This is a genomic window from Candidatus Aalborgicola defluviihabitans (assembly GCF_016705985.1).
In the GTDB taxonomy this organism is placed as follows: Bacteria; Pseudomonadota; Gammaproteobacteria; order Burkholderiales; family Burkholderiaceae_C; genus Allorhodoferax; species Allorhodoferax defluviihabitans.
Window position 1 is genome coordinate 59,231 of sequence record NZ_JADJKN010000013.1, and the last position, 15,626, is coordinate 74,856.

A 15,626-nucleotide genomic window follows, 5' to 3' on the forward strand; every position below is an offset into this window, starting at 1 on the left:
TGCCGAAACCGCTGTCATCATGCTGCTCCACCTACCCGATATCCTGACCCCCGACGAGGTGCACCAGACCCAGACCTTGCTGGCGGAGGCACCGTGGAGCGACGGACGCACGGGTGCGGGTGACCAGGCGCGCCAGGTCAAAAACAACGAGCAGTTGGACCACGACTGCACGCAGGCGCAAACCATTCGTGCCCTGGTGCTACGCGCGCTGGACCGCAACCCGCTGTTCTTCTCGGCGGCGCTGCCCAAGCGAATTTTCCCACCGCGTCTGAACCGCTATGGTGGCCAGAGCAACTACTACGGCAACCACATCGACGGCTCCGTGCGCTACCTGCCCGGCAGCGGACAGCGCGTGCGCACCGATGTGTCATGCACCATCTTTCTGGCCGAACCCGACAGTTACGACGGTGGTGAACTCTGCATTGCCGACACCTATGGCGAGCAGGCTATCAAGCTGCCCGCCGGCCACATGGTTCTATACCCCGGCACCAGTCTGCACCAGGTCAAACCGGTGACGCGCGGCCACCGGTTGGCCTGCTTTTTCTGGATTGAGAGCATGGTGCGCAGCGACGAGCAACGTCGCCTGCTTTACGAATTGGACATGAACCTGCTAGCGCTGCGCCAGGAACACGGCGATGGCGCTGAAACAACCGCACTGACCGGCGTGTACCACAACCTGCTGCGCATGTGGGCGGATACCTGATTGAACCCAAATAACACGATAGCCATGGAAACATTCATCTCCCTGCTTCTGAGCTTGGCCCTGTCCGTGGGCTGCGCCTGGTGGGTTTTGCGCAAATGAGCCGCAACCTGCGTATCGTGCTCACCGTGCTACTGCTGCACGGCGCGGCGCTGTGGGCACTGCAAACCGGGTTGCTGCGTCGCACAGCCGAGCTGCTGATACCGGCCATGATGCTGGCAGACATGGCCGAGCCAGCCGTAAAGCCTGAGCCTGAGCCACCTGCGCCACCCGTTCCAGTGCGCCAGCGCGTGGCACCAACCACACCCACGCCGCTGGCGGTAGCCAAGGCCACACCCGAGCCATCGCCCGAAGCGCCAGCGCCGGTCGCGCCTGCTACCCCCGTGGTCGGCAGCGAACGCCCCCTATCTACCAACACGGCCCCGGTGGTCGTAGCCGCTGCACCGCGCATAGAGCTGCCCTCCAGCGATGCGGATTATCTGAGCAACCCCAAACCACCCTACCCACCCATGAGCAAGCGATTGGGCGAGCAAGGCAAGGTGGTGATCCGCACCCTGATCGGCGCCGACGGCGTGGCGCAAGAGGCCAGCATTCACCAATCCAGCGGCTATGACCGGCTGGACCATGCCGCCCTGGCCACAGCGCGCAAGTGGCGCTACGTGCCCGGCAAGCGCGCAGGCGTGGCTGAGGCCATGTGGTTCAACGTACCGTTTACCTTTATTTTGGAGTAATTATGGAATCGCAACTCGGATTGATCACCCTGTGGACGCAGGGCGACTGGGTCACCAAATCGGTCGCACTGCTGCTGTTGGTGATGTCACTGTCTTCCTGGATCGTCATCCTGATCAAGGCACTGGACGTGTGGAAATACAAGTCCCTGGCGCAACGCACCGAAGCCTTTTGGCACAGTGCCGACTACGCGGGTGGCTTAAAAGCACTCGGCCCCCAGCAGGACAACCCCTTTGTGCAACTGGCCCATGCCGGCAGTGAAGCCACGGCTCACCACCGCAACACCCAGACCCAGCTGCACGACACGCTGGACATCAGCGACTGGATCAGCCGCACACTGCGCAACGCGATTGACGACAGCACCGCACGCTTTCAAAGCGGTTTGGCGGTACTGGCATCGGTGGGTTCCACCGCGCCGTTTGTGGGCCTGTTCGGCACAGTCTGGGGTATTTACCACGCTTTGATGGGCATTGGCGCTTCGGGCCAGGCCACACTCGACCAAGTGGCGGGGCCGATTGGTGAATCGCTCATCATGACGGCGCTGGGCCTGGCTGTGGCCATACCGGCGGTGCTGGGCTACAACGCCCTGGTACGTGGTAACAAATCCATTCTGACCAAACTCAACCGTTTTGCGCACGACCTGCACGCCTACTTTGTGACCGGGGCACGGGTGGGAACCACGAAGAAGGCCTAAGGAGAATCCGCTATGGCATTTGGAACACAGGAAGCAGCTCTGGGCGACGACACCGAGGTAATGAACGAGATCAACATGACGCCCCTGGTGGACGTGATGTTGGTGTTGCTCATCATCTTCATCATCACCGTGCCGGTGATGAAACACGCCATTTCAGTGGAACTACCCAGCGCCACGGCGCTGCGGCAGACCATCAAGCCCGAAACCATCGCGCTGAGCGTGGACGCACAGGGTGGTTATTTCTGGAACCAGAACCCGGTCAGTGAGCAGGAACTTGTGCGTTTGCTGGAAATTGAAGCCACCAAAAACCCCCAGCCGGAACTACACATCCGGGGCGACAAGGCGGTGCGCTACGAATTTGTGGTGCAGGCCATGGCGCAAGCGCGCCAGGCTGGTCTGCACAAAATTGGCTTCGTCACCGAGCCCAAGCACTAACGCCGTAAGAGGCTAGCCCGACTCACTCTTCCAGCAGGCTGCGCAGCATCCAGGCGGTTTTTTCGTGCACCTCCATGCGCTGGGTCAACAGGTCCGCCGATGGCTGGTCATTGGCCGCATCCGCAACCGCAAACACCTTACGGGCGGTGCGCGCAGTGGCCTCCTGCGCTGCAACCAGGTGGCGGATCATGTCGTTTGCCAGTGGCACGCCTTCCACCTCTTGGATGGATGCCAGTTTGACAAACTCCTTGTAGGTGCCCGGCGCGGGAAACCCCAGCGCCCGGATGCGTTCGGCAATCAGGTCCAGCGCGTTCCATTGCTCGGTGTACTGCGCCATGAACATCAGGTGCAGGCTGTTGAACTGCGGGCCTTTCACGTTCCAGTGAAAGTTGTGCGTCATCAAATACAGCGTGTAGCTATCCGCCAGCAAGGTCGATAGCCCCTTGACGATCTTTTCGCGGTCGCTGTTCTTGATACCGATGTCAATTTCGGGTGTCTTGGATTTCTTGTTTGACATGCTGACTCCTCTTTCCAATGGTTGAAAATCTAAATATATGGTCTATCAGAGTGTTTTCAACAGCGCAGCGATCGCCGCCGTGGCAATTTGCGCGTCTTCGCTGGACTTGACCCCGCTCACGCCCACCGCGCCCAGACATTGCCCATCTTTGAGGATGGGCACGCCGCCTTCGAGCATGCCGTCCAGGCTGGGGGCACTGAGAAACGAAACACGGCCACCATTGATGATGTCTTCATACACCTTGGTCTCGCGCCGGCCCAGTGCGGCGGTGCGTGCCTTGCCGGGTGCAATGTGGGCGGAAATAGCCGCAGCGCCATCTCCGCGCTGAAACCACAGCAGGTGGCCACCATCGTCCACAATCGCAATGCTAACGGCCCAGTTGTTCTTGAGGGCTTCGGCCTCGGCGGCGGCGGCCATGATTTTGACGTCGGAGAATTCGAGAACGGATTTGGTTTTCATGGCGGGTTGCTCCTCATAGTTGTGAGTTAAGTTGCAAGCATAACGCCCACGTATTCGGCCGTATGCAACCTGAACTGGACAACAGCCTTACGAAAAAAGTGGGCAATGGGCGGCTTGATTTGAGACCTGCCTCTTGAGAAACCCTAGAATTACCCAATCTGCACCGTGCAGATACTGAAGGAGTTTGCTTTATGACTGACCGCACTACGATTTTGACCCCCAACCAGAGTGGTTACCTCGTCTCGGACAACCAGCGCAACAAGGTCTTGCGCAACACCTACTGGTTGCTGGCTTTGAGCCTGATGCCAACCGTACTCGGCGCATGGCTGGGCGTTGAGCTGGGCTTGGCCGCACTGTTTCGCGGCTGGATGGGCATGATTCTGTTCCTGGGCGTGGCCTTTGGCTTTATTTATGGCATCGAAAAGACTAAAAATTCTGCCGCTGGCGTTCCCATGCTGTTGGGTTTCACGTTTTTCATGGGCCTGATGCTCTCCCCCATGATCCAGGCGACGCTGGGCTTCAAGAATGGCCCACAACTGATCATGATCGCGTTTGCCGGCACCGCAGGCGTCTTTATGGGCATGGCGACACTGTCCACCGTCATCAAACGTGACCTGTCTGGCATGGGCAAGTTCCTGTTTGTCGGCCTGATCATGTTGATTGTTGGCGGTTTGATCAATGCCTTTGTAGGCTCAACCGCCGGCATGATCGCGCTGTCAATGATCAGCATCGGCATTTTCAGCGCCTACATGCTGTACGACCTCAAGCGCATCATGGATGGGGGCGAGACCAACTACATCAGCGCCACCCTGGCTTTGTACCTGGACATCATCAACGTGTTCCAAAGCCTGCTGGCCCTGCTGGGCATCTTCGGCGGCGAGCGCGATTGATAGCCAAAACGCGCTATTGACCCCTAAAAAAGGCCCTTGTGGGCCTTTTTTTGTTGCCTAAAACCGGCGGTCATTCAATTTCCGCTCAACCTACCCAGTCAAACACCGCAATGCTTTCCACGTGCGCCGTGTGCGGAAACATATTGACCACACCGGCCGCAGAACAGCGGTAACCTCCCTCGTGCACCAGCACGCTCGCGTCGCGCGCCAGGGTCGCCGGATTACAACTCACATACACAATGCGTTTGGGCGGCGTCCAGGCCACCTCAGCGGCACTGGCCACGCCTTCTGCCACGCGCTGGCGCACACCAGCCAGCGCCTGCACCAGGGAAAAGGCACCCTCGCGGGGTGGGTCCACCAGCCACTTGTCGGCGGTGCCGTCGCCCACCAGCAGCTCGGGCGTCATTTCAAACAGGTTACGCGCTACAAATTTGGTAGCTGCTAACGTATGTTTTGCGAGGGCTGTAGTCTGATTGAGCTTAAGGTTTTCGCGTGAACGCTCAACCAACGCCTCAGCGCCTTCCACACCCAGCACCTCACGCGCCTGGGTAGCCAGCGGCAGCGTGAAGTTGCCCAGCCCGCAAAACCAGTCAATTGCCCGCTCATCACGGCCAACGTTCAAAAGACCCAGCGCCCGCGACACCAGCACCCGGTTGATATGCGGGTTGACCTGGGTGAAATCGGTCGGGCGAAACGGCATGGTGATGCCAAAGTCCGGCAGGGCGTAGGCCAGTTGTGGGGTCTCGTGGCCGGGCAACTCGTCCAGACGGTGCACCGTATCCAGCCCCTTGGGTTGCAACCACCATTGCAAGCCGGGGTTTACCGCGGCAAACTGGCGCAGGCGGTTCAGGTCGCCTGTCGACAACGGCTCCAAATGGCGCAGCACCAGGGCAATCACCTCAGTGCCGACACCGCCCGCAGGCATATCACCCATGGCCAGTTCGAGCTGCGCCAGTGTCTCCCGTGCATCCATCGATTCGATCAACTGGCGCAGCGGCACCAGCATGGCGCTGACCTGGGGTGCCAGCACCGGGCACACCTTCATATCGGCCACGTAACGGCTCTTGCGCTCGTGAAAACCCACCAACACAGCACCCTTTTTGCGCACAAAGCGAACCGACAACCGCGCCCGGTAGCGGTAACCCCACGACGGGCCTTCAATGGGGCGCAGCACGTTATCGGGCTTGACCTTGCCAATGTGCCACAGGTTGTCTTCCATCACCCGCTGCTTGACGGCCACCTGGGCACTGGCGTGCAGATGCTGCATCTTGCAGCCGCCACAGGCCCCTTCGTGCAGACCAAAGTGTGGGCAATCCGGCCGCACACGCTGTGACGATTCTTGGTGAATTACGGTCAGCGTGCCTTTTTCAAAGCTGTTCTTGGAGCGATGGATCTGGGCGCTGACCACTTCAAACGGCAGCGCGCCATCAATGAACACCACCTTGCCATCGGGCTTATGGGCCACGCCCTGGGCTTCCAAGTCCAGGGATTTCACACGCAGCCAGCCGTCTGGCAATACCTCGGGTAGTGGTGTTTCAGTCAAATTCAGGTCAGTCATGCCCCCATTGTCTCAGGTGCGCGACTGTGACAAAGCTCCTGGAAGGCCCACTACGCCGCCAGCGGCTTGGCGATTGCGTCAATGCGCGCGAGCACTTCGGGCGTGAGCTTGGGAGTCAGCGCCAAAGCACCCAGGTTGTCCTGCAACTGGCTCATCTTGCTGGCACCCAAAATCACGCTGCTGACACGCGGATTCTTGTTGGCCCAGGCAATGGCTAACTGCGCCACGTTGCCACCCAGTTCCGTCGCAATGTCACTGAGTTGCCCCACTGCCGCGTTCTTGGCGATATCGGTCAGGCCAGGGAGCAAAAAACTCAGGCTTTCCATGGAACCCCGGCTACCGGCGGGAACGCCGTTGCGGTACTTGCCGGTCAACAAGCCCGATGCCAATGGGCTCCAGGTTGTCAGACCCAGTTGCATGTCGTCATACAGGCGGCTGTACTCTTCTTCCACACGCAGGCGGTGGAACAGGTGGTACTGCGGCTGCTCCATCACGGGCTTGTGCAGGTGGTGGCGTTCGGCAATCTCGTAGGCAGCGCGGATGTCGGCCGCACTCCATTCACTGGTACCCCAGTACAGCGCCTTGCCCTGGGTGATCATGTCGCTCATGGCCCACACGGTTTCTTCAATCGGGGTGAATGGGTCCGGGCGGTGGCAGTACACCAGGTCAATAAAATCGAGCTGCATGCGCTTCAAAGAACCATCTATCGCCTGCGACAGGTATTTGCGGTTCAGGGTGTTGCGCTGGTTGACCTTGAGGCCTGGTGTTTCCAGGCCCCAATAGAACTTGGTGGACACCACGTAGTCCAGGCGCGCCCACTTCAGCGCCTTGAAGGCCTCGCCCATTACCACTTCGCTTTGGCCCTGGGCATAAATCTCAGCATTGTCAAAGAAGTTGATGCCAGCGTCCTTGGCTGCGGCCAGCATTTCGCTGGCGGCTTTGGTGTCCACCTGGTTGTGGTAGGTAATCCAGGAGCCCAGGGAGAGTTCACTTACTTGCAGGCCGCTGCGGCCCAGTCGACGGTATTGCATGGTGTTTCCTTGGGTTGAAAAGGAGTGGGAAAGTGGCAGGAGGAGGCAAGTCGCGCAGTGTAGATCAGGCTGCAAAATGTTGTTTGCCTGTCATTTTTCGACTGATAGCGGCAGAACCCTTTGTAGCGCAGAATAGCGTTACGCAATGCTTTTTGACCCTTTGCTGAACGAGGCGTCCCATGAACCGTCGTAATTTTGTCGAGCGCGTGGCGCTCACCGCTGGCAGCGCCTTGGCTGCTGCCAGTAGCCATGCTGGCGAAATGGCTGGAAGCGCTGCAACCAGCGCGCGTTTTGACGTAACCGAGAAGACTGTGGCCCAGTTGCAGGCTGCCATGCAGGCTGGCACCATCAACGCCCAGCAGCTTGTGCAGCTCTACCTGGCGCGCATTGCAGCGCTGGACAAGGCAGGTCCCAAGCTCAACTCCATCATCGAGCTGAACCCTGAAGCACTGGCCATAGCCAAAGCTCTTGATGCGGAACGAAAAATCAAGGGTGCGCGCGGGCCGCTGCACGGTATTCCGGTGCTGATAAAAGACAACATCGCCACTGCGGACGCCATGCAGACAACAGCGGGCTCGCTGGCACTGGTAGGCGCAAAGCCACCACGTGATGCATTTTTGGTCACCCAACTGCGCAACGCGGGGGCCGTAATTCTGGGCAAAACCAATTTGTCGGAGTGGGCCAATATGCGTTCCACCCGATCCACGAGCGGCTGGAGCGCGCGCGGTGGTTTGACCAGGAACCCCTATGCGCTGGACCGCAACACCAGCGGCTCCAGTTCTGGCTCGGGCTCCAGCATGGCCGCCAGCCTGGCCGCCATTGCGGTGGGTACCGAGACCGATGGCTCCATCACCTCGCCTTGCTCCCTTGCTGGTTTGGTGGGTATCAAACCCACCGTGGGCTTGGTCAGCCGCGCCGGGGTGGTGCCCATCGCGCATTCACAAGACACTGCCGGGCCCATGACCCGCACGGTGGCAGACGCTGCCGCGCTGCTGACAGCGCTGGCAGGCACCGATCCGCGCGACAGCGCCACCGCATTGGCTGACCAGAAGAAGGCCGACTACACCCAGGTGCTGGACCGCAACGCACTGAAAGGCAAACGCCTGGGCGTGGTGCGCAACCAGTGGGCGGCATCCAGCGACATCGTTGCGGCGGCCATTGAATCGCAACTGGCCGTGCTGCTTGCGCAGGGTGCTACGCTGATTGACGTGCCCGAAGTGCCCAACGCCACCAAGTACGGCGACAGCGAAATGACTGTTTTGCTGTACGAGCTTAAAGCCGACCTGAACGCCTACCTGACCGAGTACGCTCCAACCGCCCAGGTGAAAACGCTGGCCGATCTGATTGCCTTTAACCAAGACCACCGCAGCCAGGAGATGGGCTACTTTGGCCAGGAGCATTTCATCAACGCGCAGAGCAAGGGCGACCTGAACACGCAAGAGTACAAAGACGCGCTGGCCAACAACCACCGCTATGCGCGCGCCGAAGGCATTGACAAGGTGCTGCAAGAACACAAACTGGACGCGCTGATAGCACCTACCGGCGGCACCGCGTGGTTGACCGATTTCATCAACGGCGACGCCTCCGGCAGCAGTTTCACCAGCCCCGCCGCGGTGGCTGGCTACCCACACATTACCGTGCCTGCAGGCATGGTTCGCGGCTTGCCGGTGGGCTTGTCGTTTGTGGGAACGGCGTGGACCGAAAGCGCACTGATCGCCATGGCCTATGCGTATGAGCAGGCGAGTCTGCAGCGCAAGGCGCCTACGTATCCCAAGTCGGTGAATATGACGTAGCGAAGTAGCGGGTCGCTGGTGCGGCCCATTACCACTAGATCAACTTATCCTGCGTAATGCCCCGCCGGCCCAGGTAGCGTTTGAGCTTGAGCAGGGCTTCGTTCTGCACCTGGCGCACCCGCTCACGCGTAAGCCCCAGTCGCTCGCTGAGCACGTCCAGAGTCTCTGGGTCGTGCCCGTGCAGGCCATAGCGCGCTTCGAGCACCTCTCGCTCGCGCTGGGTCAGGGTGCCAATCCATTCATCCAGCAGCGCATCCACCTCGTGGGACAGGGTGACTTCATCGGGGGACAGCGTTACATCGTCCACCAGTCCATCGCCCAGGGTCTGGTCATCGCCGGCGAGGTCCAGCGATGCATCCAGCGAGCGCGGCGCCTCGGCCATGGACAGCAGATCGGCCACATGCTGCGGATCAGTACCCAGCAAGGCTGCAATGTCGTCGACACGAATCCCTTCGGGGCGCCTGGCCAATAGCTCGGAATCGTTTTCGAGCAAGCGTCGGGCACGCAACACGTGCTGCAATTCGCGCACCACATTAACCGGCAGTCGCACGGCGCGGCCCTGGTACAGGAGGGCGCGGTCTACCGACTGGCGTATCCACCAGGTCGCGTAGGTGGAAAAGCGAAAGCCCCGCTCGGGCTCGAACTTGTCGATGGCGTGCATCAAGCCCAGGTTGCCCTCTTCCACCAGGTCGGCCATGGGCACACCGCGCCCCATGTAACCCTTGGCAATGCTCACCACCAGGCGCAGGTTGTGCTCGATCATGCTCTGGCGGGCAGCAAAGTCACCGGCGCGGGCGCGCTGCGCAGTCTCAAATTCTTCTTCCGGGGTAAACAGCGCGGTGCGGCGAACGCCGCGCAGGTACAAAGACAGGGCGTCGGCCGATTCATCGGCCACGACATCACTACCGGAGTCGTCCTGCACAAGTGGCTTCAACGCCTGTATCGCTATCAGATCAATAGCGGGTTGTGTAGATTTGACGAGGGCTGATAGCGCTTTTCTCTCCAGGAGTTGGCCCACCACCTCCTGGTTGGCAGCGTTGCTGGCCGAACCGGGGTTGCGGGGCTTTCTCATGGTGACAGTCGCTACCGGGGCGGCAGGTATTTAAGCGGGTCCACCGGCTTGCCCTGGCGGCGCACCTCAAAGTGCAGCTTTACCCGGTCGGCATCACTGTTGCCCATTTCGGCAATCTTCTGGCCTTTTTTGACCGATTGGTCCTCTTTAACCAGCAGGGTCTGGTTGTGCGCGTAGGCCGTGAGGTAGATGTTGTTGTGTTTGAGAATGATCAGGTTGCCGTAGCCACGCAGGCCGGCGCCCGCATACACCACCTTGCCGTCGGCCGAGGCCAACACTGCCTCACCCGCGTTGCCACCAATGTCCAGGCCCTTGTTCTTGACTTCGTCGAATCCAGCCAGCACGGTGCCGTGGCTGGTGGGCCAAATCCAGCCCATGTCATCGTCACCAGCAGCAGGAGGCGCCGTCGCTGCGGCGGCCACCGGGGCAGACGTTGCGCTGGCCCCAGCAGATTCCGGCTTGGCCGATCCCGCCGCAATGGGCGTGGCGGTGGCAGCGCTGGTGGTCACCGGTCTGGTCATAGCCACCCCTTCGGCCACCGGTGGCACTACGCGCAGCACTTGGCCAATTTCAATGCGGTTGGGGTTTTCCACATTGTTCCAGCGGGCCAGGTCTTTGGGGCTCTGGCCAGTTTCCAGACCAATGGCGATCAGCGTGTCTTTGGGCTTGACGGTGTAGTAGCCGGGCTTGCCGGCATTCTCACTACCAGGGAGAAGCTTGTCATTCGGTTGCTGGGGTAGCGGTGCGGTCACAATCATTTTGCCGGACACCGAGGCGCGATCTTCCACTGGCGCGCGGTTGATGGGCTTGGAACTGCACGCAGACAGCACCACCATCACAAAACCCAGCAACCACCCAGCACGACGCAAAGAACCGGTCATAAAAACTTCCTTCAAGCAACACCCGATTTTAGAGGGACAAAATGCACCGCCTCCAGAATGGTCTGGCGCACGCCCTGGGCGGTCTTGTCCAGCACCAAAAGGGCCTGCGATCCGGGTGCACCAGCGGTAACCACAGGTGCCACCAGACGACCACCCACGGCTAACTGGTCTACCCAGGCCTGGGGCACGGCCTCGCCGCCAGCAGCGGCAATGATGCCAGCATAGGGCGCACCCTTGGCGTAACCCACCATACCATCACCAAACAACAAATGCAGATTGGCCAGGCGCAGGGGGCGCAGGTTGTCACGCGCCTTGTCGTGCAGGCCGCGCAGGCGCTCGATGCTGTAGACCTCGGTGGCCAATAGGCTCAGCACTGCGGCCTGGTAGCCGCAACCTGTACCGATCTCCAGCACCCGGCCCAGCTTGGCGGGGTTACCCAATTGCGCTTGCAGCAGCAGTTCCAGCATGCGCGAGACCACGCCGGGTTTTGATATGGTTTGCCCCAAGCCAATGGGCAGGCTGGTGTCCTCATACGCTTGGTTCACTAAGGCGCTGTCGACAAAACGGTGGCGTTCAATGGCACCCATGGCGCCCAGCACCTGAGCGTCCGAAATACCCTGGGCCGCCAGCTTGTGCACCATGCGATGGCGAACGGCGCTGGAGTCCATGCCATGCCCAGGCTGTGGGGTCGGTTGCTGCGCGGCCTTGATGCGACTGGGAGCGGCTGCCGTTGCTGGCGCATTGGGCAACTTGGTGGGTGTTGCGTGTGTTGTCGGCGCAGGTTTGCCCACGGCATTGGGCCGGTTCATGGCCAGGGTGGTGTCCAACCTGGCGGGGAAAGTTGGGCGCTGCTTCATGGGCACTGGGCGGTCGGGCTGGCCATGGACAGGCGTGAGACGCTTTGCGCCCAATAACCCAGGTGGTCGTGGTCGGTCAGGTCCACCTTCAAGGGCGTTATGGAGATATGACCCTGCGCCGTTGCGTGGAAATCCGTGCCTTCGGCATCGTCCTTGACCGCGCCTGCCGCACCAATCCAATACATGGTCTCTCCGCGCGGGCTTTTTTGCTGGATGACGCTTTCGGCCGCATGGCGCCGACCCAAGCGGCACAGCTTGGGGCTGCCGATCTGCTCGTACGGCAGGTTGGGAATGTTCACGTTCAGCAAAAAAGGCGCGGGGGTAATCAACTGCTTCTGGTGCATGGACTGCACCAGTTCGCGCACCTTGCGTGCCGCGCTGTCCAGGTGCAACCAGTTATGTTCTACCTGCGAGAAGGCAATGGATGGAATGCCAAACAAAAACCCTTCCATTGCGGCTCCCACGGTGCCAGAGTAAATGGTGTCGTCTCCCATGTTGGCGCCGTTGTTGATACCCGATACCACCAAGTCCGGGCGGTAGTCCAGCAAACCGGTGAGTGCGATGTGCACACAATCGGCCGGGGTGCCGTTCACATAACGAAACCCGTTTGCGGCGCGGTTCACTGACAGGGGCGAATGCAGGGTCAGCGCATTGGATTTGGCGCTGTTGTTCTGCTGCGGCGCAATCACCTCCACCTGGCCCAGGTCTTTTAACGCTTCATACAGCGCTTCTATGCCGCTTGCCTGGTAACCATCGTCGTTGGAAATGAGAATTTTCATAAGTTCGGGGGGAATTGCCGTCCATTGTAGGGCGCGGGTCGGTTCACCACAGGGCCGAGGGCGGGTCACCCCAGCGACAATTTTGACCATCGTCAAGGCCTATGATGCGTCCACCTTTTTTGGAGACTCCCATGCACGCCTGGCTTTGCGAAAACCCCACCGGTATTGACGCCCTGAATTGGAAAGAACTGCCCACGCCAGCACCCAAGGCAGGCGAAGTACTGATTGCCATCAAGGCTGCCAGCCTGAACTTTCCCGACATCCTGATCGTGCAAAACAAGTACCAGATGAAGCCCGCCCTGCCCTTTGTGCCGGGTTCAGAATACGCGGGTGTGATCGAGGCCGTGGGCGAAGGTGTCAAGCACCTCAAGGTCGGCCAGAGCGTGGCCTGCTTGAGTGGCACGGGCGGCTTTGGCACCCACACCATTGCACCAGCGGCCCTGTGCATACCGCTGCCCCCGGACTTCCCGTTTGTGGATGCGGCGGCCTTCATCATGATCTACGCCACCTCCCACCACGCCCTGGTGGACCGCGCACAACTCAAGGCCGGCGAGACCGTGCTGGTGCTGGGTGCCGCCGGCGGCGTGGGCACGTCGGCCATCCAGATCGCCAAGGCAATGGGCGCCCGGGTGATTGCTGCGGCATCGACCCAGGAGAAGTGCGATTTATGCAAAAAAATCGGTGCCGACGCCACCATCAACTACACCACCGAGAATCTGCGCGACGCCATCAAGGCACTGACCGATGGCAAAGGCCCGGACGTGATTTATGACCCCGTGGGCGGCGAATTTGCCGAACCGGCCTTTCGCTCCATTGCCTGGCGTGGCCGCTACCTGGTGGTGGGTTTTGCCTCCGGCACCATTCCCGCCCTGCCATTGAACCTGCCGCTGCTCAAGGTTGCGTCCATCGTGGGCGTGTTCTGGGGCGCGTTTGCCAAGGCGGAGCCCAAGGCCAATGCCGCCATGCTGGGCGAGCTGGTCCAGTGGTACGGCCAGGGCAAGATCAAGCCAGTGATTGACCGCACGATGCCCATGTCGGAGTTGAAGGCCGCCTACGCCCATATGGGTTCACGCGGGGTCATGGGCAAGCTGGTGATGGTGAACCCCTAGTCATACTCCGGCGGACGAAACTACCGGGAATGCTCTCCCGGCACGAGTCTGAGACTGCAAAGTTACTATGAAAACAGTAGCGCCTTACGTAACTCCGACGAGGGCTAACACGACCTTTTAGCGCATAGATACGCAAAAATTCGTTAAATCCTTCACGCAACCATTGGCGGCATCGCCTGGGGGCGGTTGCTGCACGAATCGGGCGCCAACCAGGCCTTTGGACCCATTTGGCACAATAGCCTCCATGGACATCACCGGACTCATCCTTGCAGGCGGGCGAGGCTCCCGTATGGGCAGCGTCGACAAGGGTCTGGTGCCGCTGAACGGCAAGCCCATGGTGGCACATGTGCTGGAGCGGCTCACCCCTCAGGTGCAGCATTTGCTGATCAATGCCAACCAGAACCAGGAGGCCTATGCTGCCTACGGTGTACCGGTCTGGCCCGACGCCCTGCCCGACTTTGCCGGCCCGCTGGCTGGCCTACAAGCGGGACTGATGCACTGCGAAACGCCCTACCTAGTCACCGCACCATGCGACTCACCCTTTTTGCCTGCCGATCTGGTCGCACGCCTGGCCCAGGCCCGGCAAGCGCAGGATGCTGACTTGGCCGTGGCCGTAACCGGTACGGGTGATACACGCCAGCTGCACCCAGTGTTCTGCCTGGTCAAGACCGCGCTGCTGCCCCACTTGAATGCCTACCTCGAAGGCGGTGGCCGCAAGATGGGCAGCTGGTTGGCCAGCCTTAAAGTGGCTGAAGTGCAATTCGAAGACGAATCCGCATTTCACAACATCAACACCGCAGACGAGCTGCGCATGCACGACTCGGACCGTGCCCTTACCGTTGCGCAGGCGCAGCGCATCATTCAGGACTTGGTGCAACCTATCCACGGCCAGGAACTGGTCCCAACCCGGGAAGCCCTGGGCCGTGTGCTGGCCCATGATGTGGTGTCACCCATCAGTGTGCCGGCGCACGACAACTCTGCCATGGACGGTTTTGCGTTCCAGGGCGCGGACCTGGCAACCAATGCGGCCACCACGCTCACCATCATCGGCAGCGCCCATGCTGGGCACCGCTTTGACAGTGCTGTCGGGCATGGGCAGTGTGTGCGCATCATGACTGGTGCGGTTATGCCGGCTCTGTGTGACACCGTCGTGCCCCAGGAGCTGACGCAGGCGCTGACCGATACCACAGTGTCGATCCCGGCGAGCACGATCCAGACCGGCGACAACCGACGTCTGAAAGGTGAAGACCTGATGGAAGGTAAACCCGCCCTGAGCCGCGGCCGCGTGCTGCGCCCGGCTGATATGGGCCTGCTGGCATCGCTGGGCATAGCTGAGGTGGCGGTGCAGCGCCGGCTCAAGGTCGCATTTTTCTCAACAGGGGACGAACTGCGCTCCCTGGGGCAGCCACTGGATGCTGGTTGCATCTATGACTCCAACCGCTACACCCTACTGGGCATGCTCACCCGTCTGGGTTGCGAGCTGATCGACATGGGCGTGGTCAAGGATGATGCCCAATCTCTGGAGGCGGCCTTGCGAACGGCCTGCGAAAACGCCGATGCCGTCATTACCTCGGGCGGCGTGTCGGTGGGCGAAGCCGACTACACCAAACCCATCATGGCCAAACTGGGCGATGTGTCCTTCTGGAAAATCGACATGCGCCCGGGCCGGCCCCTGGCCTTTGGCACGGTTGCTTCCAACGGCAAAAGGGCCTACCTGTTTGGCTTGCCGGGCAATCCGGTGGCGGTGATGGTCACCTTCTACTTCTTCGCTCGCGACGCCCTACTGCGCATGATGGGCGCCCACAACACCCCATTGCCGCACCTGCGCGCGGCCTCACAAGCCAACATCCGCAAGAAACCCGGCCGCACCGAATACCAGCGCGGCATCCTTTCCACCGACGCAACAGGCAACCCGGTGGTGCAAATCACGGGCGCGCAAGGCTCGGGCGTGCTGCACAGCATGTCGCAGGCCAACTGCATGGTGGTACTGCACGACGAACAAGGCCCCGTGCGTGCCGGCGAGATGGTGGATGTTGTGGTGTTTGACGGGTTGGTCTGACTTTGCGGCCATAGTCTCACCACTATTTCTACAATGACAACGGGCGTAAGCGGGCAATTTATG

General features: G+C 60.7%; 16 protein-coding genes. 8 read left to right on the forward strand and 8 right to left on the reverse strand.

From position 1 onward, the window contains the following. The first annotated feature begins 19 nt into the window (after window positions 1-19). The 4 genes from IPI80_RS13725 (at window position 20) to IPI80_RS13740 (ending at window position 2,558) form a co-directional block, all read left to right on the forward strand. Window positions 20-703 (forward strand): Fe2+-dependent dioxygenase, encoded by a 684-nt coding sequence (locus tag IPI80_RS13725; RefSeq protein WP_413860996.1) that lies wholly within the window; start codon window positions 20-22, stop codon window positions 701-703. A 95-nt stretch (window positions 704-798) separates the two neighbouring features. After that, window positions 799-1,431, forward strand: a complete 633-nt coding sequence (locus IPI80_RS13730; RefSeq protein WP_413860998.1) for an energy transducer TonB — start codon at window positions 799-801, stop codon at window positions 1,429-1,431. A gap of 2 nt (window positions 1,432-1,433) precedes the next feature. Beyond that, window positions 1,434-2,123, forward strand: coding sequence for a MotA/TolQ/ExbB proton channel family protein (locus tag IPI80_RS13735; protein ID WP_413861000.1), 690 nt, complete (start codon window positions 1,434-1,436; stop codon window positions 2,121-2,123). Window positions 2,124-2,135: 12 nt separating this feature from the next. Next, entirely contained in the window at window positions 2,136-2,558 is a 423-nt protein-coding gene (locus tag IPI80_RS13740) for an ExbD/TolR family protein (RefSeq protein ID WP_413861001.1), read from the forward strand. A gap of 22 nt (window positions 2,559-2,580) precedes the next feature. On the opposite strand, the gene IPI80_RS13745 is transcribed toward IPI80_RS13740, so the two are convergent. Both IPI80_RS13745 and IPI80_RS13750 read right to left on the reverse strand, forming a co-directional pair. Further along, on the reverse strand, window positions 2,581-3,075 hold the full coding sequence (locus IPI80_RS13745) for a Dps family protein (protein ID WP_413861003.1): 495 nt from the start codon (window positions 3,073-3,075) through the stop codon (window positions 2,581-2,583). A 45-nt stretch (window positions 3,076-3,120) separates the two neighbouring features. Further along, window positions 3,121-3,534: a GlcG/HbpS family heme-binding protein gene (locus IPI80_RS13750; protein ID WP_413861005.1), complete on the reverse strand. Its 414-nt coding sequence runs from the start codon at window positions 3,532-3,534 to the stop codon at window positions 3,121-3,123. 191 nt (window positions 3,535-3,725) lie between these two features. Here IPI80_RS13750 and IPI80_RS13755 point away from each other — a divergent pair, with 191 nt between their 5' ends. Next, window positions 3,726-4,424 carry a Bax inhibitor-1/YccA family protein gene (locus tag IPI80_RS13755; RefSeq protein WP_413861007.1) on the forward strand — a complete coding sequence of 233 codons (699 nt, stop codon included), beginning with the start codon at window positions 3,726-3,728 and terminating at the stop codon, window positions 4,422-4,424. Between the two features lie 85 nt (window positions 4,425-4,509). On the opposite strand, the gene rlmD is transcribed toward IPI80_RS13755, so the two are convergent. Continuing rightward, window positions 4,510-5,982 (reverse strand): 23S rRNA (uracil(1939)-C(5))-methyltransferase RlmD, encoded by a 1,473-nt coding sequence (rlmD, locus tag IPI80_RS13760; protein ID WP_413861009.1) that lies wholly within the window; start codon window positions 5,980-5,982, stop codon window positions 4,510-4,512. Window positions 5,983-6,032: 50 nt separating this feature from the next. After that, a complete protein-coding gene (locus IPI80_RS13765) occupies window positions 6,033-7,013 on the reverse strand; it encodes a potassium channel beta subunit family protein (RefSeq protein ID WP_413861011.1) in 981 nt (326 codons plus the stop codon). 179 nt (window positions 7,014-7,192) lie between these two features. Here IPI80_RS13765 and IPI80_RS13770 point away from each other — a divergent pair, with 179 nt between their 5' ends. After that, on the forward strand, window positions 7,193-8,806 hold the full coding sequence (locus tag IPI80_RS13770) for an amidase (protein WP_413861013.1): 1,614 nt from the start codon (window positions 7,193-7,195) through the stop codon (window positions 8,804-8,806). 34 nt (window positions 8,807-8,840) lie between these two features. Here the strand turns inward: IPI80_RS13770 and IPI80_RS13775 are convergent, their stop codons facing one another. The 4 genes from IPI80_RS13775 to surE are packed head-to-tail and all read right to left on the reverse strand — an operon-like array spanning window position 8,841 to window position 12,395. Further along, entirely contained in the window at window positions 8,841-9,878 is a 1,038-nt protein-coding gene (locus IPI80_RS13775; RefSeq protein ID WP_413861015.1) for a sigma-70 family RNA polymerase sigma factor, read from the reverse strand. 11 nt (window positions 9,879-9,889) lie between these two features. Continuing rightward, window positions 9,890-10,759, reverse strand: a complete 870-nt coding sequence (locus IPI80_RS13780; protein WP_413861017.1) for a peptidoglycan DD-metalloendopeptidase family protein — start codon at window positions 10,757-10,759, stop codon at window positions 9,890-9,892. An 11-nt stretch (window positions 10,760-10,770) separates the two neighbouring features. Then, entirely contained in the window at window positions 10,771-11,616 is an 846-nt protein-coding gene (locus IPI80_RS13785) for a protein-L-isoaspartate(D-aspartate) O-methyltransferase (RefSeq protein ID WP_413861019.1), read from the reverse strand. Beyond that, on the reverse strand, window positions 11,613-12,395 hold the full coding sequence (gene surE / locus IPI80_RS13790; RefSeq protein ID WP_413861021.1) for a 5'/3'-nucleotidase SurE: 783 nt from the start codon (window positions 12,393-12,395) through the stop codon (window positions 11,613-11,615). Before surE ends, IPI80_RS13785 begins: the two co-directional genes overlap by 4 nt. A 131-nt stretch (window positions 12,396-12,526) precedes the next feature. Between surE and IPI80_RS13795 the strand changes: the two genes are divergently transcribed. After that, the gene (locus tag IPI80_RS13795) at window positions 12,527-13,504 is read left to right on the forward strand and encodes an NADPH:quinone oxidoreductase family protein (RefSeq protein ID WP_413861023.1); all 978 of its coding nucleotides are present in this window, start codon (window positions 12,527-12,529) and stop codon (window positions 13,502-13,504) included. A 244-nt stretch (window positions 13,505-13,748) separates the two neighbouring features. Then, entirely contained in the window at window positions 13,749-15,563 is a 1,815-nt protein-coding gene (gene glp, locus IPI80_RS13800) for a gephyrin-like molybdotransferase Glp (RefSeq protein ID WP_413861025.1), read from the forward strand. The last annotated feature ends 63 nt before the right edge of the window (window positions 15,564-15,626 follow it).

Coding starts and splice junctions, on each gene's coding strand:
- IPI80_RS13770 (WP_413861013.1), top strand. CDS start 7,193: ATGAACCGTCGTAATTTTGTCGAGCGCGTGGCGCTCACCGCTGGCAGC.
- IPI80_RS13725 (WP_413860996.1), top strand. CDS start 20: ATGCTGCTCCACCTACCCGATATCCTGACCCCCGACGAGGTGCACCAG.
- surE (WP_413861021.1), bottom strand. CDS start 12,395: ATGAAAATTCTCATTTCCAACGACGATGGTTACCAGGCAAGCGGCATA.
- IPI80_RS13785 (WP_413861019.1), bottom strand. CDS start 11,616: ATGAAGCAGCGCCCAACTTTCCCCGCCAGGTTGGACACCACCCTGGCC.
- IPI80_RS13750 (WP_413861005.1), bottom strand. CDS start 3,534: ATGAAAACCAAATCCGTTCTCGAATTCTCCGACGTCAAAATCATGGCC.
- IPI80_RS13745 (WP_413861003.1), bottom strand. CDS start 3,075: ATGTCAAACAAGAAATCCAAGACACCCGAAATTGACATCGGTATCAAG.
- IPI80_RS13795 (WP_413861023.1), top strand. CDS start 12,527: ATGCACGCCTGGCTTTGCGAAAACCCCACCGGTATTGACGCCCTGAAT.
- IPI80_RS13780 (WP_413861017.1), bottom strand. CDS start 10,759: ATGACCGGTTCTTTGCGTCGTGCTGGGTGGTTGCTGGGTTTTGTGATG.
- IPI80_RS13740 (WP_413861001.1), top strand. CDS start 2,136: ATGGCATTTGGAACACAGGAAGCAGCTCTGGGCGACGACACCGAGGTA.
- IPI80_RS13755 (WP_413861007.1), top strand. CDS start 3,726: ATGACTGACCGCACTACGATTTTGACCCCCAACCAGAGTGGTTACCTC.
- IPI80_RS13735 (WP_413861000.1), top strand. CDS start 1,434: ATGGAATCGCAACTCGGATTGATCACCCTGTGGACGCAGGGCGACTGG.
- IPI80_RS13765 (WP_413861011.1), bottom strand. CDS start 7,013: ATGCAATACCGTCGACTGGGCCGCAGCGGCCTGCAAGTAAGTGAACTC.
- IPI80_RS13730 (WP_413860998.1), top strand. CDS start 799: ATGAGCCGCAACCTGCGTATCGTGCTCACCGTGCTACTGCTGCACGGC.
- glp (WP_413861025.1), top strand. CDS start 13,749: ATGGACATCACCGGACTCATCCTTGCAGGCGGGCGAGGCTCCCGTATG.
- IPI80_RS13775 (WP_413861015.1), bottom strand. CDS start 9,878: ATGAGAAAGCCCCGCAACCCCGGTTCGGCCAGCAACGCTGCCAACCAG.
- rlmD (WP_413861009.1), bottom strand. CDS start 5,982: ATGACTGACCTGAATTTGACTGAAACACCACTACCCGAGGTATTGCCA.